The organism is Kitasatospora cinereorecta (genome assembly GCF_024172095.1).
Classification (GTDB): domain Bacteria; phylum Actinomycetota; class Actinomycetes; order Streptomycetales; family Streptomycetaceae; genus Kitasatospora; species Kitasatospora cinereorecta.
Window position 1 is genome coordinate 967,523 of sequence record NZ_JAMZDX010000001.1, and the last position, 25,388, is coordinate 992,910.

Genomic DNA, 25,388 nt, shown 5'->3' on the forward strand with positions numbered 1-25,388 from the left:
AACGGCGCAGACCAACGCATGCCCACACACATTCCCGGACACAGGGTGACCGGTGACGCCCGGTCCTCGGAGGGAACGGGGGCCGAGACCCGCCCCGCCGCGGAGCTCCAGTCGAAAGGGCCGGGGCGCAGGGGGCTGGCCCGTCAAGTCACCCGTCCACCTACGGCCGGTCCACCCGCGGCCGGTCCGCCCTCTTCCGTCGGCCAGCCGTCCACGCTCAGCCCGCCGCCGGCCGTCGGCCACCGCCAAGCCAATCAGGCGCCGGCTGCGAGAGTGCTCGCGGACCAGCCCGCAGGCCGGTCGTCCAGGGGTAAGCCGCCTCAGGCGCGTGGCGACGGGAACGTCCGGCAGGAGGCGGATCGGCAGTCCGGCGTGGCCGAAAGTGCGGCCGTCCTGCCCGAGACGAGCGAGCCCGCCACCGACTCGGACGGATCCCGGGCGGACCAGCCCGAGGAGCGGCCCGAGGAGCGGACCGAGGAGAGGTGCATGGTGAGGGTCGAGGCGGATCCCGCCCTGCTCACCCGCGCCCCTGATCTGCCGACGGCGAAGGATACGGCGACTGAGTCGGAGCGACCCGAGCCGTCGGCAGACCGGTCGAGCCGGGCTGACGGCGCAGGGGGCCCATCGGTGATGGGATCCGGTTTGCGCGGTGCCGCCGAGCCCGGCTCCGGGCCCGCCCGCCCACTCGCGGCCCGCCCGCCCGCCGCCAGGCCGGCCGCACCAGCCTCACCGACTGCACCGACCCCAACGGCCCCCAGAACCACCGCGCCGGCCGCAAGGTCGGCCGCATCCATCCCGGCGTCAGCCCCACCAGCGATCGCACCTGCCACCAGTCCAGCAGTCGCAGCAACGGCCGCACCACCCCCCGCCCGGGCCGCAGCGAACCCGGACCGGACCGCCCTGGAGAAGCTCTGGCGCTCCTACAAGGAGACCGGTGACCAGCGGCTGCGCGAGCAGCTGATCCTGCACTACTCGCCGCTGGTGAAGTACGTGGCGGGCCGGGTCAGCGTCGGCCTGCCGGCCAATGTCGAGCAGGCGGACTTCGTGTCGTCGGGCGTGTTCGGGCTGATCGACGCGATCGAGAAGTTCGACGTCGACCGCGCGATCAAGTTCGAGACGTACGCGATCAGCCGCATTCGCGGCGCGATCATCGACGAGCTGCGCGCCCTGGACTGGATCCCGCGGTCGGTACGGCAGAAGGCCAAGGCGGTCGAGCGGACGTACGCGACCCTGGAGGCTCGGTTGCGGCGGACGCCGCACGAGCCCGAGGTGGCGGCGGAGATGGGGATCACGCTGGAGGAACTCCACGCGATCTTCAGCCAGCTGTCCCTCGCCAACGTGGTCGCCCTCGACGAGCTGTTGCACTCGGCCGGTGACGGCGGTGACCGGCTCACGCTGATGGAGACGCTGGAAGACAGCGGGGCCGACAACCCGGTCGAGATCGCGGAGGACCGCGAGCTGCGCAGGCTGCTCGCGAGCGCGGTCAACACGCTTCCCGAACGGGAGAAGACGGTGGTGACGCTTTACTACTACGAAGGGTTGACGCTGGCGGAGATCGGACAGGTCCTCGGTGTCACCGAGAGCCGGGTCAGTCAGATCCACACCAAGTCGGTGCTCCAGCTACGCGCCAAGCTTTCCGACATGCGCTGAGCCGGTCGACCGCTCAGCCGATCGACCGAAGCTCTGCCGGGCAGTCGAGCCGCCACAGTGCCTTCTCGCCACGGCCGACGCCGCCAGGAGGACGGCTGCGGGCCGCCGCCAGGGGGCTCGCCCGGCCGTAGTGGTGAGGCGTCGAGCGGGAGGAGCCGGGCGCGTCCGGATCCGAGCAGCGCGAGCGGGTCGAGGTAGCGGCTGCCGCGCAGCAGGCCCCAGTGCAGGCAGCCGCTGGCGCAGTGGCCCGTACCGGCGCCCACCTCGCCGATGATCTCGCCTGCGGACACCTCGGTGCCCACAGGAAGGCTTCCGGCGACGGGGAGGTAGGTGGTCCGCAGGGGCGGGTCGCCGGAGCCCGGGTGGGTGACGCTGACCACGGGGCGGCCCGCGACCATCCCGGAGAACGACACCACCCCGGGTGCGGCCGCCCGCACCGGCACGCCGGGGGAGGCGGCGAGGTCCACCCCCCGATGCCCGGGTGCCCACCGGGCTGCCGGGGCGTCGAAGCGCCGCAGAAGCCCGTCGCGGCCGCCGACCGGCCATGCCCGCCCGCCGACCGGCGACGCCCGCCGGCCGACCGTCCACGCCCGGCCCGCCCCGACGCCGACGCCGACGTCGACCTCGACGCCGGCGTCGGCGTCGGCGTAGGTGCCGGCCTCGCGCCCGACCGGCACAGCGCGCGCGGCCGCCGTCGGCAGACCGACGTCCGCGGCCGCCGCGAGCAGGAGGACAACCAGCAGCAGCACCGATGCCCGCCGGTCCCGCATCGGCGGCGGCACCGACGTGAGCGCACGGCGCTTCGCGGAACCCGACACCCGCACCGAAGCAACAGCAGCAGTAGTCATGCCCCGAGGGTCCCCGTACCCCGCCCCCCGGCCCACCCCACTTCCCACCCCTGTGGACAACCGGCCCCTGTGGACAACGTCCGTCCTCCGTAGGGGTGAACGCCGGACGACAGGAGGGGCTCCCGACCGTTGATGAGGCTGCCGGGACCGGCTGAAGTCGCTCGCCGCTCGACCCTTCCCGTACACTTCACACGCGACCCGGTCTGCCGGGTCGACTTCGCACGCCCTGCCACCGGTGGTGCTGCCGTCCCGTGAGGGGTCGGTCGGTGTCCGCCCGGTGCGAGTGCCACTCGGTTCGCCGAGCCTGTGGGAGCTGTACAGCGTCACCAGCCGTACGGCCGCCGCAGGCGGAGCGGGTCGGCACGTCGGGGCGTCAGGCGTGGCGGCCACCTGGCCACCGCGGACCAAACCGAGATCCCCGACACCCCGCGGCCCCCGAGAGGGGCCCTGCGGCGCGTCGGGCAGTACACGAGGAGCACGGCACATGGCCGTCGTCACGATGCGGGAGCTGCTGGAGAGCGGCGTCCACTTCGGTCACCAGACCCGTCGTTGGAACCCGAAGATGAAGCGCTTCATCTTCACGGAGCGCAACGGCATCTACATCATCGACCTCCTGCAGTCGCTGAACTACATCGACCGCGCCTTCGAGTTCGTCAAGGAGACCGTTGCCCACGGTGGCAGCATCCTCTTCGTCGGCACCAAGAAGCAGGCCCAGGAGGCCATCGCCGAGCAGGCTGCGCGCGTGGGCATGCCCTACGTCAACCAGCGCTGGCTCGGCGGCATGCTGACCAACTTCTCGACCGTCTACAAGCGTCTGCAGCGCCTCAAGGAGCTCAGCGAGATCGACTTCACGGATGTGGCCGGTTCCGGCCTCACCAAGAAGGAGCTCCTGGTCCTCCAGCGCGAGTACGACAAGCTGGAGAAGACCCTCGGCGGTATCCGTGACATGCAGCGCGTTCCGAGCGCCGTGTGGATCGTGGACACCAAGAAGGAGCACATCGCGGTCGGCGAGGCCCGGAAGCTCAACATCCCGGTCGTCGCCATCCTCGACACCAACTGTGACCCGGACGAGGTCGACTACAAGATCCCGGGCAACGACGACGCGATCCGCTCCGTCACCCTGCTGACCCGTGTGATCGCGGACGCGGTCGCCGAGGGTCTGAAGTCCCGTGCCGGCGTTGCCAAGGGCGACGTCAAGGCCGAGCCGGGTGCCGACCAGCCGCTGGCCGCCTGGGAGAAGGACATCATCGAGGGCGCCAAGGCCGACGAGGCCCCCGCCGCCGAGGCTCCGGCCGCTGAGGCCCCGGCTGCCGAGGCCCCGGCCGCTGAGGCTCCGGCCGCTGAGGCCGAGCAGGCCTGACGCACCACAGGGTGAGGGGCACCGGCCGGTACGAAGCCGGTGGGTGCCCCTCTCTCCCGTGCCGGGGCTGAACCACGAGCTCCGGCACCTCCCCACGCAGACACGCGAGACGTGAGAAGAGATCACAACCATGGCGAACTTCACCGCCGCGGACGTCAAGAAGCTCCGTGAGCTCACCGGCGCCGGCATGATGGACTGCAAGAAGGCCCTGGACGAGGCCGAGGGCGACGTCCAGAAGGCCGTCGAGCTCCTGCGCATCAAGGGCCAGAAGGGCGTTGCCAAGCGCGAGGGCCGTGACGCCTCCAACGGCGCCGTCGCCTCCCTGATCGGCGAGGGTGCCAAGTCCGGCGTCCTGGTCGAGCTGAACTGCGAGACCGACTTCGTCGCCAAGGGTGGCAAGTTCGTCGAGGTCGCCAACGCGATCGCCGCGCACGTCGCCGCCACCTCCCCGGCCGACCTCGAGGCCGCCCTGGCGTCCGAGATCAGCGCCGGCCAGACCGTCCAGCAGTTCGTGGACGAGGCCAACGCGACCCTGGGCGAGAAGATCGTCTTCCGTCGCTTCGCGCAGTTCGACAACGACGGCTTCGTCGGCGTCTACATGCACAAGTCGGACCCGGACCTCCCGCCGACCATCGGTGTCCTCGTCGAGCTCGACCAGGAGAACGCCGAGGTCGCCAAGGACGTCGCGCAGCACATCGCCGCCTTCGCGCCGAAGTACCTCTCCCGTGAGGAGATCCCGGCCGAGGACCTGGAGAACGAGCGCCGCGTCGCCGAGGCCACCGCTCGCGAGGAGGGCAAGCCCGAGGCTGCCCTGCCGAAGATCGTCGAGGGTCGCGTCACCGGCTTCGTCAAGGAGAACGCCGTCCTCGAGCAGGCCTTCGCGAAGGACAACAAGAAGACCGTCGCCAAGGTCCTCGACGAGGCCGGCGTCACCCTCAAGCGCTTCGTCCGCTTCCGCGTCGGCGCCTGAGTCCGTTCCCTCACGCTTCCGGCCTAAGGTAGGAAGCGCCCGCCCGTAACGGCGGGAGGAACAACGCCGACCGGGCCCTCCAGCACCCCCGGAGGGCGGCGTCGGCACCAAGAACGACGAGGAGGCCATTGCCGTGCAGGAGACCGTACCGGTTCCCGCGGCAGTGGCCTCCTCTCGCGTACACACAGCTCCGGGCCCGCACGCCCGGCCCTGTGCGCAGTAGTTGCAGCACTGCCGAGCAGCAGGCGGAGAAGGAGAAGTCCATGCAGGAGACGCAGGAGACCGTGCAGGACGGCACCCGCCGTCGGGTTCTGCTCAAGCTGTCCGGCGAGGCGTTCGCCGGTGGCGGCGGCCTCGGCGTCGACCCGGACGTCGTCCACGCCATCGCGCGTGAGATCGCCACCGTGGTCCGCGCCGGCACCGAGGTCGCGGTCGTGATCGGCGGCGGCAACTTCTTCCGCGGCGCGGAGCTGCAGGTCCGCGGCATGGACCGGGCCCGCTCCGACTACATGGGCATGCTGGGCACGGTGATGAACTGCCTGGCGCTCCAGGACTTCCTGATGAAGGAGGGCGTGGAGACCCGCGTGCAGACCGCGATCACCATGGGCCAGGTCGCCGAGCCGTACCTGCCGCTGCGGGCCATCCGCCACCTGGAGAAGGGGCGCGTGGTGATCTTCGGTGCCGGTATGGGCATGCCGTACTTCTCCACCGACACCACCGCCGTCCAGCGCGCCCTGGAGATCCACGCCGAGGTGCTGCTGATGGGCAAGAACGGCGTGGACGGCGTCTACGACGCGGACCCGCGGACCAACACGGCGGCGGTCAAGTTCGACGCGCTGGACTACACCGAGGTGATCTCCCGCGACCTCAAGGTGGCGGACCTGACCGCGATCACGCTGTGCAAGGACAACGGCCTGCCGATCCTGGTCTTCGAGCTGCTCGCCGAGGGCAATATCGCCCGCGCGGTGAAGGGTGAGAAGATCGGCACACTCATCAGCGAGGATTCCGCCCGGGCCTGACGGCCGGGGGCCAGCCAGCAACAGCCGTCCGGGCCACCGGTACGGGACAACAGCAGATGATCCGGACAGGGAGCACACAGTGATCGATGAGACCCTCCTCGAGGCCGAGGAGAAGATGGAGAAGGCCGTCGCCGTCGCCAAGGACGACTTCGCCGCCATCCGTACCGGCCGCGCGCACCCGGCCATGTTCGCCAAGATCGTCGCGGACTACTACGGCGCGCTGACGCCGATCAACCAGCTGGCCTCCTTCTCCGTGCCGGAGCCGAGGATGGCCCTGGTCACCCCGTTCGACAAGTCGGCGCTGAAGAACATCGAGACCGCGATCCGCGACTCGGACCTCGGCGTCAACCCGTCCAACGACGGCTCGGTCATCCGGGTGGTGCTCCCGCAGCTCACCGAGGAGCGGCGCCGCGAGTACATCAAGCAGGCCCGCGGCAAGGGCGAGGACGCCAAGGTCTCCATCCGTTCCGTGCGCCGCAAGGCCAAGGACGCCATCGACAAGCTGGTGAAGGACAAGGAGGTCGGCGAGGACGACGGCCGCCGCGCCGAGAAGGAGCTCGACGACCTCACGGCCAAGTACGTGGCCATGATCGACGAGCTGCTGAAGCACAAGGAGGCCGAGCTCCTCGAGGTCTGACCCCGAGCTGCTCGACGAGGTCCGACCCGCGACCTCACGCCCGCCCCGGACGGCGCCGACCGGTCCGGGGCGGCGGCCCGGCCCGGGCCGACCCAAACGGGTCACGCGCGGCGGCCCCCGGCATAGCCGAGGGGCGACGCGGCACAGACTCTGATCATGCCTGTCCAGGAGAGCCCCGTGGCCCAGCCCGACCAGCAGCCCCGCAAACCGCGCGGCGGCCGCAACCTGCCCGCTGCGATAGGTGTGGGCGTCGGACTCGGTGCGGTCGTCGCCGCCTCGCTGTTCGTGGTGAAGGCTGTCTTCCTGGTCGTGGTCGCGGCCGCGGTTGCGGTCGGCGTCTGGGAACTCACCAGCCGGCTCTCCGAGCGCAAGTCCATCCACGTCTCCCTGCCGCCGCTGCTGATCGGCAGCGTCGGCATGGTCGTCACCGGCTACTTCGCCGGCGCCAAGTGGGCCGCCGCGATCCTCGCCCTGACCGGCCTGGCGCTGATGGTCGCCCGGATGAGCACCCCGCCCGAGAACTACCTGCGCGACATAACGGCCGGTGTCTTCACCGCCTTCTACGTGCCCTTCCTGGCCACCTTCGTCGCGCTGATGCTCTCTGCCGACGACGGTGCCTGGCGGATCCTGCTCTTCCTGATCGTCACCATCTGCAGCGACACCGGCGCGTACGCCGTCGGCTACAAGTTCGGCCGCAACAAGCTGGCCCCGACGATCAGCCCCGGCAAGACCCGCGAGGGCTTGGCCGGCGGCATCGGCCTGTCGATGATCGCGGGCGCCCTGCTGATGCAGTACGTGATCGAGGACGGCCGCTGGTGGCAGGGCCTGATCCTCGGCGGCTGTGCCGCGGTCACCGCGACCCTGGGCGACCTGGCCGAGTCGATGATCAAGCGCGACCTCGGCATCAAGGACATGGGCACCCTCCTCCCGGGCCACGGCGGCATCATGGACCGCCTCGACTCCCTGCTGCCCACCGCGCCGGTGGTCTGGGTGCTCCTCACCGCCTTCGTCGGCGGCTGACCCCGCACCACCAAGCAGCCCCGCACCACCACGCAGCCCCGCGTCCCGCGAGCCCCTGAACGCCTCCCGTTCGGGGGCTCACCCGGTTCCGGGAACCCGAACCACGACGACCGAGGAGACCGGCCGCTCATGTCCTCAGGAGATCCGTCGGTGCAGGCCTCGGACGGCGACGCCTCGGCCGAGGAGACCTGGGACTTCATGAGGGGGATGGCGGCACGCTGGGACGAACAGTCCCGGGCCTCCACCACGACCTGGCTCCCGCCGATCATGAGCGCCCTGGTGGAGGCGGCGGCGGCCAACGCCACGCTGCGCCGCCTCCATCCCTTCACGAGCCACCGGCAGCTCTGGTTCAGCACCGGCCCGCAGCCCTGGAAGGGCGAGGGCGACAGCTTCCCGACGCGCATCGATCCGCTGGAGTCGGGGCGCTACCGCGTGGAGCGGTGGGCAGCGAACCAGGGCCCGAGCGAGACCGTGCTGGAGACGGCGAGCGCCGAGGCAGCCGTGGCGGCGGCGGCGCGGATCGTCGAGGAGACGCTCGGGCGGGGCGGCCCGTCCCGCACCCGCCCTTGACGGGCACGGGGCAGTTCCCCGGATCTGCGACACTGGTTGGACCATGCCTAAGCCCGGAGAACATCACCGGGCGGACGCGAAGAGGGCCCCCTACCAGCGGGTTTTCCGCCGATAGGGGGCCCTTCCGCGTGCTCTGGGCCGTGTCGGGGCCGTCAGGTGGTGGGCTCGCCCTGCTGGAAGAGCTGATCCACGGCCTTCCGGGCGCGGTCCTGGCTGTTCGGCATGAGGTGCGCGTAGACCCGCAGCGTCAGGGCCGGATCGGCGTGGCCGAGGTAGTCGCTGACCGCTCGGATGCTCTCCCCGGCGTCCAGCAGCACCGACGCGTAGAAGTGCCGCAGGGCGTGCATTCCGTGTTCGCGGGCCGAGGCCCACGACTCCCCGCGGCTGGGCGTCGGGATGAGGCCGGCGGCGGCCAGCGCGGGCTTCCAGTCCTGGATGTTGAAGTTGCTCTTCCAGACCAGGCCACCGACGGTGTTGCTGAAGAGCAGCCGATAGGTCACCTTCGGGCCGTCCGGCGTCCTCCACGGCAGAGTGATCGGGACGGGCTTGCATCCGTCCATGTGGGCACGGACAGCGGCAGCCACCGATCCGGGGAGCGGGACGTCGCGCTCCTTGTTGCACTTCGGGGGAGCGAACACCGCCTTCCCCCGGATCAGCTTCACCTGCCGGAGGACCCGAACGGTGCCCGTCTCGAAGTCCAGCGCGTCGTCCTCCGCCAGCCCGATGATCTCGCCTTGCCGAAGGCCGCACCCAGCGCCGATGTCGGCCATGGCGCGGTACCGCTCCGGGAGCGCTGCCCGTACTGCGAACACCTGCTCAGGGAGCCAGGGCACGACCCGGCGGGCCTCGACCGCAGGGGGTCGCACGGACTTCGCCTCGCACGGGTTCCGGCTCAGGAGGCCGTCGTCCACGGCCGCCGAGAGCACCGCCCGCATGTCCGAGTAGATGTTCCGGGCGTACCCGCCAGCGATCGGGGTGGCTTCCAGCTCCTTGACCAGCTCCTGGATGTGGGACGGGCGGAACGAGTCGAGTGGGCGCCGGCCGATCCGGGGGAAGACGTGGAGCCGGAGCCGGGTCTCCACGAGCACCTGAGTCGAGGGGTCGGTCGTCTGCATCCGGAGCCACCGGTCCGCGAACTGCTCGAACGTCGTCCGCGCGGCCTTCGGGTTGATGTACTGGCCGCGCGACATGTCGGCCTCGATCTGCGCCAGCCATTCGTCCGCCAGACGCTTCTGCCGGTCGGGGAACGACTTGCTCCTCTCTGCGCCGTCCGGGCCGACGTACCGGGCCCGGTAGCGCAGGCCGACACCGTGGCGGTCGGTCTTCACCCGGCGAGGCTTGCCGTCGGCGCCGGTCTCGGTCTTGAACCAGCGGTCCTGGATGTGTCCTGCCATGGTCAGGCCGCCTCTCCGGTCTGGTCCGCCACCCACTGGGCGACGGCGTTGGGGTCGAAGCGCAGGTGTCGGCCGACGCGGAAGCCGGGCGGGCCGGTGCGCTTGCGGCGCCACTGGTAGACGGTCTCGACGGAAGGGAGGCCGAAGAGGGAGGCGACGTCTTCCGGGGTGAGGTAGCGCTGGGGCAGGGTGAGCGCGGCCGGGGGCTGGCCCGGCTCGGTCAGTCGGGCGGCGCGAGGCCGCTGACGGCTGGTCATGGGTGGTGCTCTCCTCGCTTCGAGGGGCGGGAGCGGCGTACTCACTTGGCGGTTAGGGCGCCGCTCGGGCTGGGTCTAGTGGCCGGCGGGGTGCCGGACCGCTTGTGGAGCGTGTTTTCGGGTGGTGCTCGGTGGTGTCGCTAGGCGCTAGTTGGCTGTTCGGGGCGGGTTTGGCTCGCTAGCGGGGTTGCTAGGTCTAGCGAGGCTGTTGCTAGGCGTCGGGGCCCGGGACGGACGGAGCCGGGGATCTCAGGACGCCCAGCGGCCGACTGTCGCTCTGTCACCGGCTGTGGCCGTACTGAGGTGGCTACCGGCTACTGGCTAGTGGGCAATCCGCAGGAGGAACCCCGTTTCGGGGTCCAGGGGGCCGACCTACTGGCTACTGGGGCGGTGCCAGTAACCAGTAACCAGTAGCTGAGAGTGATGGGCTTCCGGTGGCTGGCGGGTGTCAGGGGCGGTGTCAGGCCCTTCGGGAGCGGGTGTCAGGTCGGCCGGATCGGGGGTGTCAGGAGGTGTCAGACGGGGTGTCAGAGGTGTCTGACACCCCTCGCGCGTGCGCGTTACCTAGGGGTTTGGGTGTCAGCTGTCAGACGCGTCAGACGGTGTCAGACAGCCGATCTTGTTCGACCCGCTTGGCGGGCTGTGGACACGGGCCGTAGTTGCTGCGGCCGGGTCGGGGCTGCCATCGAGGGTGCTACCGGTAGCGCGGGGCTGGCCTGGTGGTAGCGGGCGCGGTGGGGGTCCGAAACCCGAGGTTGGACCGGTTTTCCGGGGTTTCGGCCGGCGGGGTGCTATCCGCTAACACCCAGGTCGGAGGGCCCTTTTGCCGCTATCAGGGGTGCTATCGCTAGCGGGGCAGGGTGCTAGCGGTAGCGGGCCTGCTATCGCCCTAGGTGCGGCTGTGCGCTGCAGTCGGGGGCTTGGTGGGGAGCGGGCGCGGGGCGCCGGGGTGTCCAGTTTTCTGGACGGCGCGGGCTGCTTCGGCGGGGTGGTGGCGGGCATCGGGTCCTCCTGGGGGTGGTCCGGAAAGGTCGGAAAGGTTGGAAAGCCTGCTGAGCTGGGGTTTTGTGGGGCGGAAAGTGGTCCGGGATGGTCCGGAAAGGGGTCCGGGAAGGTGCCGGTCGGGCTTGGCAGACCCCTTCGCGGACCATTCCGGACCACTTTCCGCCGGGTGTTTGCGCAGGTCAGGTGCCTTTACGGGCTTTCCGACCTTTCCGGACCGTCGCCCGGGGCGTAGAGGTAGATCGTCTGGGGGCGTCCACTGCCCTGGACCGGGGCGGCGACGTAGCCGGGCAGGTGGCACAGCCGGGCGGTCAGGTCGCTGCGCCAGGCGGCGTTGCGGCGCTTGAACATGACCTGGACCTCGGACTGGGTGAACCCGCCGGGTCCGGCGTTCTTCACGGCGGCGGCAAGCTTGTCCAGGTCCGGGTCACCGGTGCTGGACGCGGCCGGGCCCAGGATGTGCGCGGCCGACAGCCGGGCGTACCGGATCAGCGCCCACGCGGCCTGAAGGTGCTCGATCCCGATCTGCTGCTTGTGGTCGAGGAGGGCGTAGACCATGGCGGTCCGCTTCGCGTACGGCGCCGCACGGGCGGTGAACTCCGCCAGTGGCCCGTCATCGTCCTCACCGCCGGACAGCGCCGGGTAGACCTCGCTCCGCCACAACTCTGCTGCATCAGTGGTGAGTTGGACTTCGCCGACGTGGCGGGCGTCTTCCAGGACGGTGCGCCAGACGGTGGCGAGGTTGTTCACCAGGTCTTCGGGGGCGCCGGTGGCGTCGGGCAGCAGGAGGTTGCGGTGGACGAAGAGCGGCAGGAACCGGTTGTAGGTGCCTCCCGCGAGTTCGCTGTCCTGCATCTTGGCCCGCAGCTCACGGGGGCTGATGTGGCCGATCAGGGCGATGTGCGGGGCGGTCGCGTGGAGCGCTTCGCGGTTCATGACGCCGAGGTCTTCGCCGTTCCAGGCCTGCCGCAGCACACCGCCCAGCGAGGAGCCTTCGCGGCGGGCGCGGGCCATGGTGATGCCGTACTCGGACTCGACCACCCACAGGCGCTTGTCGGTGACGCCGGTCGACTTCTCGCTGTCCGGGGCGCCGTCCTTGACCTGCTCGATCAGGCCCTCGCCGGAGGACAGCCCGGAGGGCGTGTTGGAGGCCAGGAAGTCAGGGACGGCGGCCTTGAGCAGGCGGCGCACGGTGTTGGACGCTGCGCCCTTGCGTCCGGCGGCGGTGGCGCCGACGGTCAGGGCCCAGATCAGGGCGGGGTGGCGGTCGTTGCCGATCCACAGGAACGGGCCCGGGCCGATGACCGCCCCGCCGGCGGACAGGAGGTTGACCAGCACGCCGACGGGGTCGGCCTCGGTGGTCGGGTCGAGGGCACGGACGGTCTCACCGACCCATCCGCAGAACACCTCCGGCTCCGGCACCGGCCCGGGCCGGGTGGGGCGCTGAAGGCCCTCAGCGGGGTCGTAGAGCGGGTTCTCTGCCCGGGTTGGTCGGCCGCCGGGGTCGGTGGCGAGGTGGAGTTCAACGGGCATCAGGCGCTCTCCGCACGGAAGTTGGGGCCGGACAGGGTGGCGGGGTCGGGTCGGTCCTCCTGGAGGCCACCGGGGGACACGTGGCGGCGCCAGCCGGGGCGGCCGGGCACCGCGACCGGGGGCCAGCCGGGCGACGCGGCAGGCGTACGTGCGGCGGTTTCCTGCTGGCGGATCCGGGCGGCGGAGCGCTCGGCGGCGGTCGGGTGGTTGGCCCACGAGCGCACCTCCCGCACCAGGCGGCGCCAGTCGGCCTCTTCGCGGGCCTGCCGCTCGGCTTCCCACACGATCCGCTCGGCGGTGCCCTCCGAGACGGCGGCGACCACCATGGCGCGGATGCGGTCGGGGGACTGCTCGCACTCCTGGCGCCACGCTTCGGCGGCGGCGATGAGCGCGGCCTCCCGGCGCGGGTCGTCGGGGGCGAGTCGGGCGAAATCGGGGGAGCCGTAGTCGGGGATGCCGGTCGGCTGGCCCCACCGGTCCAGGACCGGAGTCGGGGCGATGCGCCGCAGTACGGTCAGGAACCGATCGGCGGCCCACCGAGCGGTCAGTCGGTGCGCATGCCGGTCGGCCTCCGACACCTCGACCGACCGCAGTCCGGTCGGGCCCATCGGGCCGCAACGGTCGGGTGGTGGCCAGGCATTTCGCGGTGTCACAGCGGGTCCTCTCAAACGGGGAGAGTCGGGCTGGAAGTCGGGTGTGCGTTCACCCCGGATCGGGGTGAACAGTCGGGTCCGCTCACGGGCGCTCACCGGTGCTCACGGGCCGCTCACGAAGCGCTCACCGGTGGGCGGTCGGGGCGGCGGGAGTCGGCTCCACGGGCCGCCCCGATCGGGCTCGGGGTCGGGTGAACGTTCACCGGTGCTCACGGCCGCTCACCGAGTGCTCACAGGGGTGTTCCCCAAGACCGGGTAGCGGTTCCGTCGCAGGTCGCAGGCGTTCGCCGTGCTCGCGGTGGTCGGGCCGGCCGGAACGTTCCCAAGATCGGGTACACCCGGGGGAACGGTCCGGCTGTTCACCGGTGAGGGGGGCGATCAGGCGGTGAGCGCGCTCACGACGGTGGGCGCCTGCGGGCGCGGGAAGGGGATGACGGTGGCGAGGCGCTCGGCCTCGGCGGCGCGGTCCGCCTGGACCAGGGCGAGCATGCCCGCCAAGTCCTGAGCGCGGGTGGCCCGGCGCTTGGACGGGAACCACTGCCGGTAGGTGTCGTCGTCCGGCTGGCCGTCGCCGCAGCCGATCAGGCGAAGGTTGTACGACCGAAGGAACTCGCCGCCCGAGCGGACCCGCTCCAGGCCTAGGCGGGCCACACCCTGTGCGATCCAGGCCTCGACCTGGACCTCTCCCGCCGTGCTGAAACGGCAGGTGTTCGACATGTCCGAGGCGTACAGGGCCACGGCCCGGGCGCTACCGGACAGCGCCGCCGACACGTGGGACAGGAGCGGAGAAGCGACCGTTGCGTGCATGATGGGAACTCCCTTCGAGGGGCGTGGAGCGGCGTACTCACTTGGCGGTTAGGGCGCCGCTCCACAGTGCTTCTGGAGGCCTTTCTGTGACACCTAGACTGACCTAGGTGTATCAACCTGTCAAGCAAATGGGACTAGGTGTATTGGCTCGTGCTAGTGGATACCCTGGTCGCATGACTGTCTCGACCGATGACCACCGCGCTCCGTACGTCCAGGTCGCTGACGCGCTCCGGGACGAGATCCAGTCCGGCAAGCTCAAGCCGGGCCAGAAGCTTCCGTCCGCGCGACAGTTGGCCGACCGCTTCCAAGTGGCGGTGATGACCGCCTCGAACGGCGTCAGGGTTCTGCGCGAGGAGGGCCTCGTGTCCTCGACCCAGGGGCGCGGCACGTTCGTGCGGCGCGCTGACGACCCGACACCTGTCGCTCCGACCCCGGCAGCGCCCGGGGTGCTCGTGGAACGAGTCGGGGTGCTCGAAGCTGAGGTGAAGCAGCTGACCGAGCGGCTTGCCGCCATGGAGACCCTGCTGCTGGAGCGGGATAGGTGACCCGCAGGCTGCTGATGCACTGTCAGGCTGAGGTTGTTCGTCATGGCCGCTGATCGCCCCTTCGTCCGGTAGGTTCCCGTCCTGGCGCAGTAAGCAAATCGCAGCTCAGGGTTATGACTACAGGCTGAGCGGCGGTCAATCACAACTCACTCACAGGCACAGGCGGGGGACGAGATGCCAAGCGAGCCACAGCCAGCAGAGCCATTCATCGCGGAGCTGAAGCGCTGGCGGGATGTGAGGGGCCTCTCCCAGTCCGCTCTGGCCAAGGCCGTCGGGTACACGCCGTCGTACGTCTCGAAGGTGGAGAGCGGCCAGCAGCGCCCGTCCAAGTCGTTCGCGGAGCAGTCCGACCGAGTGCTTCACGCCGGCGGGGCGCTCCGGCGGGCGCTTGCTGAGGCCGAAGCGCAAGCACGCCCAGAGCCGCTGGCGCATCAGGTGGCAGCTGAGGTGCCGGCCGGGGAAGCGCAGCCAGCGAGCGTGATCGTGCAGCACGACGATGCGGAGCTGTACTACGACGGCCGCACCTACCGAGCGACCCAGCGTCGGCAGCTCTACAACGCGAGCCCTGACCCGATCACCCGGTACCTGATCCGGATCTCTGTCGACCGCTATCCCGGCAATCCGGAGCGCTCCAACCGGCTCTACCGTGAGAATCCGCTGACGTGGGAAGAGATAGACCTGAGCGCCAGCGTGGGCAGCGAGCCAGTCGGCTGGCGGGTGCAGCACGACCGGGACGCTTTCAAGGAACTGTGGCTCCTCTTCGAGAACGACTACGGGCGCTACCCGCTCTACCCGGGCGAAACGACCTGGATCGAGTACTCGTACACGGTCGGGGAGGACAAGTGGGGCACCTGGTTCCAGCGGGCGGTCCGGCTCCCTACCGACCGACTGAGTGTCCGGCTGAACTTCCCTGCTGACCTCGACCCGGCCGTCTGGGGCACCGAAACCACGATGACCGCCGCAGCTTTTCCGTTCCGGACCGCGATCCATCGGGACGACGCCGAGGGCCGGAGGATCTACTCCTGGACCACCGACGACCCGCCGCTGCACGCCAGGTACCGGCTGGAGTGGAAGTTCCGCGCACGTCCTGACCACGAGGAGACCAGGCAGCCCATGCCCGCGACCACCGCCAGCGAGAAGATGCGATCCATCGGCGTCGTCCAGGCCGGAGACCCGATCCTGACCAACAAGGCCCGACCGTTCGACCTACCGGCCGAGGCCGAAGACGTGCGGCGGGTCGTGGCCGAGCTGAACGCGGCGGCCGAGCGAGCTGCGGGCATTCACGTCTTCAGCAAGGGGATGGGTGTGGCGGCGCCGCAACTTGGGATCGACCGGGCTGCCGCCATCGTGCGTACGGCGGAAGCCGAGACCATCACGCTGCTGAATCCTCGGGTTATCGAGGAGTCTGCCGAGGCGGACGAGCAATACGAGGGCTGCTGGAGCTTCTTCGACGTGCGAGGTGTGGTCCCCCGGCCGCGCAGCATCACGGTGGAGCACCAGACCATCGAGGGCCGGCGGCTGATCACCATTTTCGAGGATGCTGTCGCGCGCCTGGTGGCTCATGAGATCGACCACCTTGAAGGCGTGCTGTACACGGCACGGATGAGGCCCGGAGTGCAGCCCATTCCTGTCTCGGAGTATCGCGGCACAGGCCGGAACTGGAGCTACGAGCCTGATCCGTCTTAGGGATAGGCCGGTTACTGCACTCTGTCTCAGTAAATGACGCGGGGAATTTGGAGGGGAATCAATGCAGAAGCGGCCACTTCTTGATATTCCAGACAGTGTCACTCGGTCGGCGGCTGATTTCTATGAGCAGCATTTGGCGATCATGCTGCAGTACAGTATCGGTGAGATGATCATCGGCAGCCATGAGAGGTTTGTGGTTTCCGCAGGAAAGGCTCTTGCGACGGATGGAATGTCTCCCGCAGAGGTTTTTCCGGAAGCATTTGCCGAACTGGAGGCGCTAAAGGGCTACATTGAGGAAACCAGGCCTTCGAGACTTGAGGTGGCGCTGTCAAGAACCGTCGAAAACTTCCTGTCGTATGTGTCTGACATTCTCACCGAAGCAATCATTGCTCGACCGGATCTGCTGAGGACCCAGGAGCAGGTGACCCTCGAAGAAGTCCTCAATCATCAGTCCATCGAGGACTTTGTGCGGTGGGCCGCAGAGCGGCGTGTGAGCCAACTGTCATTCAAGGGGCTCGACGAAATCGCGTCCTACGTAGAGAAGCGCTTGGGCATGAAGCTCCAGTCCTCGGATGGCGACTGGGACACTTTGACCCAATCAATTGCCGTAAGGAACATCATTGTTCATCGACGTTCGATCGCCGATGAGCGGTTCCTATGGGCAATGAAGGGTGAGACTGAAGTGAAGCTTGGGGAGAAGTTTCAGGTGCCCCGGGAAGCGCTCGCGCAAACGATGAAATGTGCGATGAAGATTGTCCGAGGATTCGATGCGCGCGTAGCTGAAAAGTTTGACATCTTGCTGTTGAGTTCCGCAGATCAGGAATGGTATGAGAAAGTTGGTGGGGCAGCGGGAGATTGAGCGGGCGATTCGAGTCGACCTCGGGGCTCGGTGGTGAGCCTCCGGGGCCGTCTGTGGGCCGTGCGAGAGTGGCCACCGATGACAGACAGCGGCCGGTGTTGGACCCTCCGCCCCTTGTGAGGCGGGGGACAGTCATGTGGATCTGCGACACTGGTTGGACCATGCCTAAGCCCGGAGAACTGACCTTTGTCGCGCCGCGCGGCGCCAAGCCCCCGCGACACCTCGCCGACCTCAGCCCTTCCGAGCGCAAGGAGGCCGTCGCCGAGCTGGGCGAGCAGCCGTTCCGCGCCAAGCAGCTGTCCAACCACTACTTCGGCCGGATGTCGAACGACCCGGCGAGCTGGACGGACATCCCTGCGAAGAGCCGCGAGAAGCTGACCGAGTCGCTGCTGCCGGACCTGATGTCGGTGGTGCGGCACGTGTCGTGCGACGACGACGCGACCCGCAAGACGCTGTGGAAGCTGTTCGACGGCACGCTCGTCGAGTCGGTGCTGATGCGGTACCCGGACCGGGTCACGATGTGCATCAGCTCGCAGGCCGGCTGCGGCATGAACTGCCCGTTCTGTGCGACCGGCCAGGCCGGGCTGACCCGCAACCTGTCGACGGCGGAGATCGTCGAGCAGATCGCGGCCGGCATGCGCGACCTGAAGAGCGGTGCGGTGCAGGGCGGCGAGGCGCGGCTGTCGAACGTGGTCTTCATGGGCATGGGCGAGCCGCTCGCCAACTACAACCGGGTACTGGCCTCGATCCGGCGGCTGACCGACCCGGCGCCGGACGGATTCGGGCTGTCGCAGCGCGGCATCACGGTGTCGACGGTCGGCCTGGTGCCGGCGATGCACCGGTTCGCAGACGAGGGCCTGAGCTGCCGGCTGGCGCTGTCGCTGCACGCGCCGGACGACGAGCTGCGGGACGAGCTGGTGCCGGTCAACACCCGGTGGAAGGTCGCCGAGGTGCTGGACGCCGCGTGGAACTACGCGGAGAAGTCCGGCCGGCGGATCTCGATCGAGTACGCGCTGATCAAGGACATCAACGACCAGGCGTGGCGGGCCGACCTGCTCGGGCGGCTGATCAAGAACCACCGGGTGCACGTGAACCTGATCCCGTTGAACCCGACCCCGGGTTCGAAGTGGACCGCCTCCCGGCCGGAGGACGAGCGGGAGTTCGTGCGGCGGCTCCAGGCGCACGGTGTGCCGACGACGGTGCGGGACACCCGGGGGCAGGAGATCGACGGGGCGTGCGGTCAGCTGGCCGCAGCGGGCTGAGCAGCTACCGACAGGGGCGCGTAGGGGTACCCGTACCCCCACGCGCCCCTTCTGCAATCTAGGTCAGCGCGGCCGTGGCCAGGACGGCGGTCAGGCCGCCGGTCAGCAGCAGGACCGTGCCGGCGGCGACCGTACGCAGGGCGACCGCGCCGGCCAGCAGGCCGGGCGGGGTGCCGAGGCGGAGCAGGCCGTCGGTGACGGGGCCGCGGGCGGCGCGGAGTTCGAGCAGCCGGGCGGTGACGGCGGCGGTGGCGCAGCCGACGATGAGGATGCCCTCGATCACGGGGAGCGGCTCGGCGGTGCCGGAGGGGCTGGTCCAGTGGCGGGCGGCGGTGAGGACCAGCGCCAGCGCGAGGGCCAGGACGGCGAGCGGGGTGCCGAGGCCGCGGGCCTGGGCGGTGAGGCCGCGGCCGGCCAGCAGGCGGAGCGGGGCGGGGCGGCCGAGGGCGAGCAGCCGGCCGGCGAGGGCGAGCAGCGGTGCGGTGAGCAGCGCGATGCCGAGCGCGGTGAACGACCAGCCGATCAGGACGGCGGTGCCGGTGGCGCCGAGCCCTGCGGGCAGGTCGATCGGGCGGCCGTCCTGGGCGGCGCCGGGGCGCAGCCCGTACAGCTCGAGGGCGAGGCCGATGAGGGTGAGGCCGATCGGCAGGGCGAGGCGCAGCGGGGCGAAGGCGGTGGGGTCGGGTTCGCCGGTGCGGCCGGGGAGGGTGTCGGGGAAGCGGACGGCGCCGGCGGCGGCGGTTCCGGCGACGAGCGGCAGCAGGGCGAGCAGGGTGACCGGGGCGGCGGCGGGCAGCGGGATGCCCATGCCGAGGTCGGCGGCGAGCGAGGGTCCGGCGATGTCGTTGCGCAGGACCAGGAAGAGCAGCAGGGTGGCGGCGCCGCCGAGGGCGCAGGCGAGCGCGATCTCGCCGGCGATGAGCAGCCGGATGCGGACGGGGCCGGCGCCGGCGGCGGTGAGGCCGGCGATGCGTTCGGGCCGCTGGGCGGGCAGGGCGCGGGCGGCGGTCGCGGCGAACCAGGCGACGGCGGCGAGCGGGGGCAGGCACCACAGCAGCCGGGGGAACGACGCGCCGGCGGGGTCGCTGAGCGCGCGGCCGACGGAGCGGAGCAGGAAGGCGGCGACCACGGCGGCGGCGCCGGTGGTGAGCAGCCATCGGCCGAGGTCGAGGCCGCGGTAGCCGCGGGCGAGTCGGAGGTAGTACACCGTCGCCCCTCTCAGCGCCCGGCCGTGGCGGCGGGGACGGCGGTGGGGCTCAGGCGGCCGTCGACCAGCGAGACGGTGCGGTCCGCGTAGCGGGCGAGCTCGGGGTCGTGGGTGGCGAGCACCAGGGTCAGCTGGTGCGAGCGGGCGGCGCTCGCGAGTATCCGCAGCACCTGGTCCTGTGCTTCGCGGTGGAGCGGGGCGGTGGGGTCGTCGGCGAAGACCACGGGGGGCATCGGGGCGAGCGCGCGGGCGACGGCGATCCGCTGGCGCTGACTCTGCACCAGTTCGGTGGGGCGCTGCCGGGCGCAGTCGGCGACGTCGAGGCGCTCCAGCCATTCGCCGGCGGCGGTGTACGCGGCCTTGTGGCCGGCGCCGGCGAGGAGCAGGGGCAGGGCGACGTTCTCGCGGGCCGTCAGTTCCGGTACCAGGTGCGGCTCGGAGCCGACGAAGCCGAAGCGTTCGCGGCGCAGCTTCTCGCGGCCGGCCCGGGTGAGGGTGTGGACGGGGGAGCTGTTGAACCAGACCTCGCCCTCGTCGACCGGCAGCAGGGCGGAGAGGCAGCCGAGCAGCGTGGACTTGCCGGAGCCGCGGGGACCGGTGATCGCCAGCATCTCGCCCTCGCGGACGCCGAGCGAGACCCCGCGCAGGGCGGGAGTGCCGTGGTGGGACTTGACGATCCCGCGGGCCCAGAGCACGTCGTTGTCGGGCGGGGCCGCTGACATGTGATCCATCCAGGTGCCGACGGGGATATGACAGTCGTCAGATTAGAACGATCAGGTCGCGCCGCGGTTGCGGCGCACGGGTCCGATCGGGGGCAATACGGTGCAAAAGCGGCGTGTTGATCTCGGAAATACGCCGCGGGTACGCCGAAGGGCGGTCCCGGAGACACTCGGGACCGCCCTTCGGCGGAGGGTGGGGTGAGGATCAGGTGATCAGAGCTTCGCCCACGCGTCGGTGAGGCTGGTCCGCAGGATCTGCTCGATCTCGTCGAAGGTCGACTGGTCGGAGATCAGCGGCGGCGCCAGCTGGACGACCGGGTCGCCACGGTCGTCGGCGCGGCAGTACAGGCCGTTGTCGAAGAGCGCCTTCGAGAGGAAGCCGTAGAGCACGCGCTCGGTCTCGTCGTCGTTGAAGGTCTCCTTGGTGACCTTGTCCTTGACGAGCTCGATGCCGTAGAAGTACCCGTTGCCGCGGACGTCGCCGACGATCGGCAGGTCGCGCAGCTTGCTCAGGGTGCCCAGGAAGGCCGACTCGTTGTCGAGCACGTGCTTGTTGAGGCCCTCGCGCTCGAAGATGTCGAGGTTGGCCAGCGCCACCGCCGAGGAGACCGGGTGGCCCGCGAAGGTGTAGCCGTGCAGGAAGGTGTTGTCGCCCTTGTAGAACGGCTCGGCGATGCGGTCCGAGATGATCGTGGCGCCGATCGGGGAGTAGCCCGAGGTCATGCCCTTGGCGCAGGTGATCATGTCCGGTACGTAGCCGAACTTGTCGGCGCCGAACATGGTGCCGAGGCGGCCGAAGGCGCAGATGACCTCGTCCGAGACCAGCAGCACGTCGTGGCGGTCGCAGATCTCGCGCAGGCGCTGGAAGTACCCGGGCGGCGGCGGGAAGCAGCCACCGGCGTTCTGCACCGGCTCGACGAAGACGGCGGCGACGGTCTCGGGGCCCTCGAAGAGGATCGCCTCCTCGACCTGGTCGGCGCACCAGCGGCCGTACGCCTCGGGGTCGACGGTGCCGTCGGGGCCCTCGAGGTAGTGCGGGGCGCGGTAGATGTTGGTGTTCGGCGCCTTGTGGGTGCCCGGCACCAGCGGCTCGAACGGGGCCTTCAGGCCCGGCAGGCCGGTGATGGACAGGGCGCCCTGCGGGGTGCCGTGGTAGGCGATGGCGCGCGAGATGACCTTGTACTTGGTCGGCTTGCCGATCAGCTTGAAGTACTGCTTGGCCAGCTTCCAGGCGGTCTCGACGGCCTCGCCGCCACCGGTGGAGAAGAAGACCTTGTTCAGGTCGCCCGGGGCGTAGTTGGCCAGGCGCTCGGCCAGCTCGACGGCCTTGGGGTGGGCGTAGCTCCAGATCGGGAAGAAGGCCAGCTCCTTCGCCTGCTTGGCGGCCACCTCGGCCAGCTCGACCCGGCCGTGGCCCGCCTGGACCACGAACAGGCCGGCCAGGCCGTCGATGTACTTGCGGCCCTTGTCGTCCCAGATGTAGGTGCCCTCACCGCGCACGATGGTGGGGACAGGGGAGTTCTCGTACGACGACATGCGGGTGAAGTGCATCCACAGGTGGTCGTAGGCCTTCTTGGAAAGGTCCTTCTGCGCCGGCTCGGCTGTCATCGGGTGCCCCAGGTGTAGGTCTGTTTCCGGAGCTTCAGATAAACGAAGCTCTCGGTGCTCCGCACGCCGGGAAGCGCGCGGATGCGCTTGTTGATCATTTCGAGCAGGTGCTCGTCGTCCTCGCACACCAGCTCGGCCAGCAGGTCGAACGAGCCCGCGGTGCAGACGACGTAGTCGACCTCGTCAAAGGCGGCCAGTGCGTCGGCGACGGGCTCCACGTCGCCTTCGACCTTGATCCCCACCATCGCCTGACGGGTGAATCCGACGGTGAGGGGATCGGTCACGGCGACGATCTGCATCACGCCCTGGTCGAGCAGCTTCTGGACCCGCTGCCGCACGGCCGCCTCGGACAGGCCGACGGCCTTGCCGATGGCGGCGTACGGGCGGCGCCCGTCCTCCTGGAGCTGCTCGATGATCGCCTTGGAGGCGGCGTCGAGGGGAACGCTGGCGTTCCGGTCGCGGTTGGCCACGTCGCCACTGTGCCTGATCGACCCTCGATGCGCAACCCGATCTGCTGCTGATTTCGTCGCGGATGGGAAGAACGGGTGCGGATTGCGTCGTGTTGCCAGAGAACCCCTGCCGATTACCGCAGTGGTCGCGATACTCTGGCGAGGTACACGCGCAGGCGTGCACACACCCGAACGTGGCGCGTGGCTGACATGCCCCGGCCACCCGGTGCCGAGGTACCCTGGCGCCGGATCTGCAACGCCGCAGGCCCAGACCGAGGAGAGACCCGTGAGCGAGCTCCGCACGCTGCGCAACTACATCAACGGCGAATTCGTGGACGCGGCGGACGGCCGCACCCTCGACATCATCGACCCGACCACGGGCGAGGCGTACGCCACGTCGCCGCTGTCCGGCGCCGCAGACGTGGACGCCGCGATGGCCGCCGCGGACGCCGCCTTCCCGATCTGGCGCGACGCCACTCCCTCCACCCGGCAGAAGCTGCTGCTGAAGATCGCCGACGCGGTCGAGGCCCGCGCCGACGAGATCGTCGACGCCGAGGTGCGCAACACCGGCAAGCCGCGCGGTCTGACCCTCTCCGAGGAGATCGGCCCGATGGTCGACCAGATCCGCTTCTTCGCCGGCGCAGCCCGCCTGCTGGAGGGTAAGGCCGCGGGCGAGTACATGGACGGGATGACCTCGATCGTCCGCCGTGAGCCGGTCGGCGTCTGTGCCCAGGTCGCGCCGTGGAACTACCCGATGATGATGGCGGTCTGGAAGTTCGCGCCGGCCATCGCCGCGGGCAACACCGTGGTGCTCAAGCCGTCCGACACCACCCCGGCGTCGACCGTGCTGCTGGCCGAGATCATCGGCGGCATCATCAAGGACCTGGAGCTGCCGGCCGGCATCTTCAACGTGATCTGCGGCGACCGCGAGACCGGCCGTCTGATGGTCGAGCACCGCACCCCGGCGATGGCCTCCATCACCGGCTCGGTCCGGGCCGGCATCCAGGTTGCCGAGTCCGCCTCCAAGGACGTCAAGCGCGTCCACCTGGAGCTGGGCGGCAAGGCCCCGGTCGTGGTCTTCGAGGACGCCGACATCGCCGAGGCCGTCGAGGGCATCTCGGTCGCCGGCTTCTTCAACGCCGGCCAGGACTGCACCGCCGCCACCCGCGTGCTGGTGCACGAGTCGATCCACGACGCGTTCGTCGAGGCCCTCGCGAAGGCCGCCGCCGACACCAAGACCGGTGGCGTGGACGACGAGGACGTGCTCTACGGCCCGCTCAACAACGCCAACCAGCTGAAGCAGGTCTCCGGCTTCATCGAGCGCCTCCCGGCCCACGCCAAGGTCGAGGCCGGCGGCCACCGGGTCGGCGACAAGGGCTACTTCTACGCCCCGACCGTCGTCTCAGGCCTGAACCAGGACGACGAGATCATCCAGAACGAGGTCTTCGGCCCGGTCATCACCGTGCAGCGCTTCACCGACGAGGACCAGGCCGTCTCCTACGCCAACGGCGTCGAGTTCGCGCTCGCCTCCTCGGTGTGGACCAAGGACCACGCGCGCGCCATGCGGATGTCCCGCCGCCTGGACTTCGGTTGCGTGTGGATCAACACCCACATCCCGCTGGTCGCCGAGATGCCGCACGGCGGCTTCAAGAAGTCGGGTTACGGCAAGGACCTGTCCTCGTACGGCTTCGAGGACTACACCCGCGTCAAGCACGTGATGACCGCGATCTGATCGGGGTACCCCAGGGGCGCGAGGAACCGCGCGACCAGCCATCGTCCACGGACATGGGTGGTCGGGCGCGCCGTTCCTCGCGCCCCTCGTGGTCGGCCCTTCCACACTGTCATGGCGACGCGATTCGCCCGTGACAAGGTGCAACTGCCTGAGCCTGCCGCGGCTCCCTAGGCTGGAAGCCATGAGCATCCCCACCGCTGACTCAGCCGCCGGGAAGGCCGTCAAGGCTGCCGACCGCGCGCACGTCTTCCACTCGTGGTCCGCCCAGGCACTGATCGACCCCCTCGCGGTGGCCGGCGCCGAGGGCTCCTACTTCTGGGACTACGACGGCAACCGCTACCTCGACTTCTCCTCGCAGCTGGTGAACACCAACATCGGTCACCAGCACCCGAAGGTGGTCGCCGCGATCCAGCAGAAGGCCGCGCAGCTGTGCACCATCGCTCCCGGCTTCGCCGAGGAGTCGCGCAGCGAGGCCGCCCGGCTGATCGCCGAGCGCACCCCGGGCGACCTGGACAAGATCTTCTTCACCAACGGCGGCGCCGAGGCCAACGAGAACGCCATCCGGATGGCGCGGCTGCACACCGGCCGGCACAAGGTGCTCTCCACCTACCGCTCGTACCACGGCGCGACCGCCAACGCGATCACGCTGACCGGCGACCCCCGCCGCTGGGCCAACGAGACCGGAATCTCGGGCATCGTGCACTTCTGGGGCCCGTACGCGTACCGCTCCAACTTCCACGCGGAGAACGAGGCGCAGGAGTGCGAGCGGGCGCTGGCGCACCTGGAGCAGACGATCGCGTTCGAGGGCCCGGGCACGATCGCCGCGATCATCCTGGAGACCGTGGTCGGCACCGCTGGCATCCTGATCCCGCCGGCGGGCTACCTGGCGGGTGTCCGGGAGATCTGCGACCGGTTCGGGATCGTCTTCATCCTGGACGAGGTGATGGCGGGCTTCGGCCGGACCGGTGAGTGGTTCGCCGCCGACCACTGGGGCATCACCCCGGACCTGCTGACCTTCGCCAAGGGCGTCAACTCCGGTTACGTGCCGCTGGGCGGTGTGGCGATCTCGGCGGAGATCGCCGCGACCTTCGCCGAGCGCCCCTTCCCGGGCGGTCTGACCTACTCCGGCCACCCGCTGGCGTGCGCGTCGGCGGTGGCGACCATCAACACGATGGCGGAGGAGGGCATCGTCGAGAACGCCAAGCGGATCGGCGAGCAGGTGCTCGGTCCGGGCCTGCGCGAGCTGGCGGAGCGTCACCCCTCGATCGGCGAGGTGCGCGGTCTCGGCGTGTTCTGGGCGCTGGACCTGGTGAAGGACCGGGCGACCCGCGAGCCGCTGGTGCCGTACAACGCGGCCGGCGCCGCGAACGCCCCGATGGCCGCGCTGGCCGCCGCCTGCAAGCAGCGCGGACTCTGGCCGTTCGTCAACATGAACCGCTTCCACGTGGTTCCGCCGTGCACCGTCACGGAGGAGGAGGCCAAGGCCGGCCTCGCGGTGCTCGACGAGGCACTCACCGCCGCGGATGTGCACGCCGTCTGACGATCCGACACAAAATCTCCGCAAAGGCCCTGGACAACCTGTCCAGGGCCTTTCGGTTGAG

Annotated in this window: 23 protein-coding genes; 13 read left to right on the top strand and 10 right to left on the bottom strand. The window is 70.0% G+C overall.

Translation table 11 applies throughout. The features are described 5' to 3' along the window. The first annotated feature begins 816 nt into the window (after positions 1–816). A complete protein-coding gene (whiG, locus tag FHR36_RS04400) occupies positions 817–1,650 on the top strand; it encodes an RNA polymerase sigma factor WhiG (RefSeq protein WP_407660799.1) in 834 nt (277 codons plus the stop codon). Here the strand turns inward: whiG and FHR36_RS04405 are convergent. Next, positions 1,593–2,498 (bottom strand): M23 family metallopeptidase, encoded by a 906-nt coding sequence (locus FHR36_RS04405; protein WP_253793889.1) that lies wholly within the window; start codon positions 2,496–2,498, stop codon positions 1,593–1,595. The two genes, whiG and FHR36_RS04405, sit on opposite strands and share 58 nt — an antisense overlap. A gap of 484 nt (positions 2,499–2,982) precedes the next feature. Between FHR36_RS04405 and rpsB the strand changes: the two genes are divergently transcribed. The 6 genes from rpsB (at position 2,983) to FHR36_RS04435 (ending at position 8,074) form a co-directional block, all read left to right on the top strand. Beyond that, complete coding sequence (gene rpsB, locus FHR36_RS04410) at positions 2,983–3,858, top strand: 30S ribosomal protein S2 (RefSeq protein ID WP_253793890.1); 876 nt, start codon at positions 2,983–2,985, stop codon at positions 3,856–3,858. A gap of 130 nt (positions 3,859–3,988) precedes the next feature. Then, on the top strand, positions 3,989–4,828 hold the full coding sequence (gene tsf / locus FHR36_RS04415; RefSeq protein ID WP_253793891.1) for a translation elongation factor Ts: 840 nt from the start codon (positions 3,989–3,991) through the stop codon (positions 4,826–4,828). 263 nt (positions 4,829–5,091) lie between these two features. Beyond that, positions 5,092–5,847 carry a UMP kinase gene (pyrH, locus tag FHR36_RS04420; RefSeq protein WP_253793892.1) on the top strand — a complete coding sequence of 252 codons (756 nt, stop codon included), beginning with the start codon at positions 5,092–5,094 and terminating at the stop codon, positions 5,845–5,847. Positions 5,848–5,926: 79 nt separating this feature from the next. Beyond that, on the top strand, positions 5,927–6,484 hold the full coding sequence (gene frr / locus FHR36_RS04425; RefSeq protein WP_253793893.1) for a ribosome recycling factor: 558 nt from the start codon (positions 5,927–5,929) through the stop codon (positions 6,482–6,484). A gap of 156 nt (positions 6,485–6,640) precedes the next feature. Then, positions 6,641–7,504 carry a phosphatidate cytidylyltransferase gene (locus FHR36_RS04430; RefSeq protein WP_253793895.1) on the top strand — a complete coding sequence of 288 codons (864 nt, stop codon included), beginning with the start codon at positions 6,641–6,643 and terminating at the stop codon, positions 7,502–7,504. 129 nt (positions 7,505–7,633) lie between these two features. Then, entirely contained in the window at positions 7,634–8,074 is a 441-nt protein-coding gene (locus FHR36_RS04435) for a DUF6193 family natural product biosynthesis protein (RefSeq protein WP_253793897.1), read from the top strand. Between the two features lie 152 nt (positions 8,075–8,226). On the opposite strand, the gene FHR36_RS04440 is transcribed toward FHR36_RS04435, so the two are convergent. The 5 genes from FHR36_RS04440 to FHR36_RS04460 all read right to left on the bottom strand — a co-directional run bounded on the left by FHR36_RS04440 (position 8,227) and on the right by FHR36_RS04460 (position 13,720). Beyond that, positions 8,227–9,468, bottom strand: a complete 1,242-nt coding sequence (locus FHR36_RS04440) for a tyrosine-type recombinase/integrase (protein ID WP_253793899.1) — start codon at positions 9,466–9,468, stop codon at positions 8,227–8,229. A 2-nt stretch (positions 9,469–9,470) separates the two neighbouring features. Then, on the bottom strand, positions 9,471–9,725 hold the full coding sequence (locus FHR36_RS04445; protein ID WP_253793901.1) for a helix-turn-helix transcriptional regulator: 255 nt from the start codon (positions 9,723–9,725) through the stop codon (positions 9,471–9,473). 1,194 nt (positions 9,726–10,919) lie between these two features. Beyond that, on the bottom strand, positions 10,920–12,260 hold the full coding sequence (locus FHR36_RS04450) for a DUF3987 domain-containing protein (RefSeq protein ID WP_253793903.1): 1,341 nt from the start codon (positions 12,258–12,260) through the stop codon (positions 10,920–10,922). Then, positions 12,260–12,868 (bottom strand): DUF2742 domain-containing protein, encoded by a 609-nt coding sequence (locus FHR36_RS04455; protein ID WP_253793905.1) that lies wholly within the window; start codon positions 12,866–12,868, stop codon positions 12,260–12,262. Before FHR36_RS04455 ends, FHR36_RS04450 begins: the two co-directional genes overlap by 1 nt. 423 nt (positions 12,869–13,291) lie before the next feature. After that, the gene (locus tag FHR36_RS04460; RefSeq protein WP_253793907.1) at positions 13,292–13,720 is read right to left on the bottom strand and encodes a hypothetical protein; all 429 of its coding nucleotides are present in this window, start codon (positions 13,718–13,720) and stop codon (positions 13,292–13,294) included. 173 nt (positions 13,721–13,893) lie between these two features. Between FHR36_RS04460 and FHR36_RS04465 the strand changes: the two genes are divergently transcribed. The 4 genes from FHR36_RS04465 to rlmN all read left to right on the top strand — a co-directional run bounded on the left by FHR36_RS04465 (position 13,894) and on the right by rlmN (position 18,072). Next, entirely contained in the window at positions 13,894–14,265 is a 372-nt protein-coding gene (locus FHR36_RS04465; RefSeq protein WP_253793909.1) for a GntR family transcriptional regulator, read from the top strand. 174 nt (positions 14,266–14,439) lie between these two features. After that, positions 14,440–15,951: a peptide deformylase gene (locus FHR36_RS04470; RefSeq protein ID WP_253793911.1), complete on the top strand. Its 1,512-nt coding sequence runs from the start codon at positions 14,440–14,442 to the stop codon at positions 15,949–15,951. A 61-nt stretch (positions 15,952–16,012) separates the two neighbouring features. Then, positions 16,013–16,810, top strand: a complete 798-nt coding sequence (locus tag FHR36_RS04475; protein ID WP_253793913.1) for a hypothetical protein — start codon at positions 16,013–16,015, stop codon at positions 16,808–16,810. A gap of 161 nt (positions 16,811–16,971) precedes the next feature. Further along, positions 16,972–18,072 (top strand): dual-specificity RNA methyltransferase RlmN, encoded by a 1,101-nt coding sequence (rlmN, locus tag FHR36_RS04480; RefSeq protein ID WP_253793915.1) that lies wholly within the window; start codon positions 16,972–16,974, stop codon positions 18,070–18,072. Between the two features lie 58 nt (positions 18,073–18,130). Here the strand turns inward: rlmN and FHR36_RS04485 are convergent, their stop codons facing one another. The 4 genes from FHR36_RS04485 to FHR36_RS04500 all read right to left on the bottom strand — a co-directional run bounded on the left by FHR36_RS04485 (position 18,131) and on the right by FHR36_RS04500 (position 22,076). After that, entirely contained in the window at positions 18,131–19,279 is a 1,149-nt protein-coding gene (locus FHR36_RS04485) for a hypothetical protein (RefSeq protein ID WP_253793917.1), read from the bottom strand. An 11-nt stretch (positions 19,280–19,290) separates the two neighbouring features. Beyond that, positions 19,291–20,001, bottom strand: coding sequence for an ABC transporter ATP-binding protein (locus FHR36_RS04490; protein WP_253793919.1), 711 nt, complete (start codon positions 19,999–20,001; stop codon positions 19,291–19,293). Positions 20,002–20,211: 210 nt separating this feature from the next. Then, positions 20,212–21,606, bottom strand: a complete 1,395-nt coding sequence (locus FHR36_RS04495; protein WP_253793921.1) for an aspartate aminotransferase family protein — start codon at positions 21,604–21,606, stop codon at positions 20,212–20,214. Continuing rightward, positions 21,603–22,076 carry an Lrp/AsnC family transcriptional regulator gene (locus FHR36_RS04500; RefSeq protein ID WP_253793923.1) on the bottom strand — a complete coding sequence of 158 codons (474 nt, stop codon included), beginning with the start codon at positions 22,074–22,076 and terminating at the stop codon, positions 21,603–21,605. Before FHR36_RS04500 ends, FHR36_RS04495 begins: the two co-directional genes overlap by 4 nt. 265 nt (positions 22,077–22,341) lie before the next feature. Between FHR36_RS04500 and FHR36_RS04505 the strand changes: the two genes are divergently transcribed. Continuing rightward, entirely contained in the window at positions 22,342–23,787 is a 1,446-nt protein-coding gene (locus FHR36_RS04505; protein ID WP_253793925.1) for a gamma-aminobutyraldehyde dehydrogenase, read from the top strand. A 181-nt stretch (positions 23,788–23,968) separates the two neighbouring features. Next, complete coding sequence (locus tag FHR36_RS04510; protein WP_253793927.1) at positions 23,969–25,327, top strand: aspartate aminotransferase family protein; 1,359 nt, start codon at positions 23,969–23,971, stop codon at positions 25,325–25,327. Positions 25,328–25,388 lie beyond the last annotated feature (61 nt).

What these genes read in the sequence shown, in the direction of transcription:
- FHR36_RS04405 (WP_253793889.1), bottom strand. Translation starts at nt 2,498, where the DNA reads ATGACTACTGCTGCTGTTGCTTCGGTGCGGGTGTCGGGTTCCGCGAAG.
- rpsB (WP_253793890.1), top strand. Translation starts at nt 2,983, where the DNA reads ATGGCCGTCGTCACGATGCGGGAGCTGCTGGAGAGCGGCGTCCACTTC.
- tsf (WP_253793891.1), top strand. Translation starts at nt 3,989, where the DNA reads ATGGCGAACTTCACCGCCGCGGACGTCAAGAAGCTCCGTGAGCTCACC.
- pyrH (WP_253793892.1), top strand. Translation starts at nt 5,092, where the DNA reads ATGCAGGAGACGCAGGAGACCGTGCAGGACGGCACCCGCCGTCGGGTT.
- FHR36_RS04430 (WP_253793895.1), top strand. Translation starts at nt 6,641, where the DNA reads ATGCCTGTCCAGGAGAGCCCCGTGGCCCAGCCCGACCAGCAGCCCCGC.
- FHR36_RS04435 (WP_253793897.1), top strand. Translation starts at nt 7,634, where the DNA reads ATGTCCTCAGGAGATCCGTCGGTGCAGGCCTCGGACGGCGACGCCTCG.
- FHR36_RS04440 (WP_253793899.1), bottom strand. Translation starts at nt 9,468, where the DNA reads ATGGCAGGACACATCCAGGACCGCTGGTTCAAGACCGAGACCGGCGCC.
- FHR36_RS04445 (WP_253793901.1), bottom strand. Translation starts at nt 9,725, where the DNA reads ATGACCAGCCGTCAGCGGCCTCGCGCCGCCCGACTGACCGAGCCGGGC.
- FHR36_RS04450 (WP_253793903.1), bottom strand. Translation starts at nt 12,260, where the DNA reads ATGCCCGTTGAACTCCACCTCGCCACCGACCCCGGCGGCCGACCAACC.
- FHR36_RS04455 (WP_253793905.1), bottom strand. Translation starts at nt 12,868, where the DNA reads ATGGGCCCGACCGGACTGCGGTCGGTCGAGGTGTCGGAGGCCGACCGG.
- FHR36_RS04460 (WP_253793907.1), bottom strand. Translation starts at nt 13,720, where the DNA reads ATGCACGCAACGGTCGCTTCTCCGCTCCTGTCCCACGTGTCGGCGGCG.
- FHR36_RS04465 (WP_253793909.1), top strand. Translation starts at nt 13,894, where the DNA reads ATGACTGTCTCGACCGATGACCACCGCGCTCCGTACGTCCAGGTCGCT.
- FHR36_RS04470 (WP_253793911.1), top strand. Translation starts at nt 14,440, where the DNA reads ATGCCAAGCGAGCCACAGCCAGCAGAGCCATTCATCGCGGAGCTGAAG.
- FHR36_RS04475 (WP_253793913.1), top strand. Translation starts at nt 16,013, where the DNA reads ATGCAGAAGCGGCCACTTCTTGATATTCCAGACAGTGTCACTCGGTCG.
- rlmN (WP_253793915.1), top strand. Translation starts at nt 16,972, where the DNA reads ATGCCTAAGCCCGGAGAACTGACCTTTGTCGCGCCGCGCGGCGCCAAG.
- FHR36_RS04490 (WP_253793919.1), bottom strand. Translation starts at nt 20,001, where the DNA reads ATGTCAGCGGCCCCGCCCGACAACGACGTGCTCTGGGCCCGCGGGATC.
- FHR36_RS04495 (WP_253793921.1), bottom strand. Translation starts at nt 21,606, where the DNA reads ATGACAGCCGAGCCGGCGCAGAAGGACCTTTCCAAGAAGGCCTACGAC.
- FHR36_RS04510 (WP_253793927.1), top strand. Translation starts at nt 23,969, where the DNA reads ATGAGCATCCCCACCGCTGACTCAGCCGCCGGGAAGGCCGTCAAGGCT.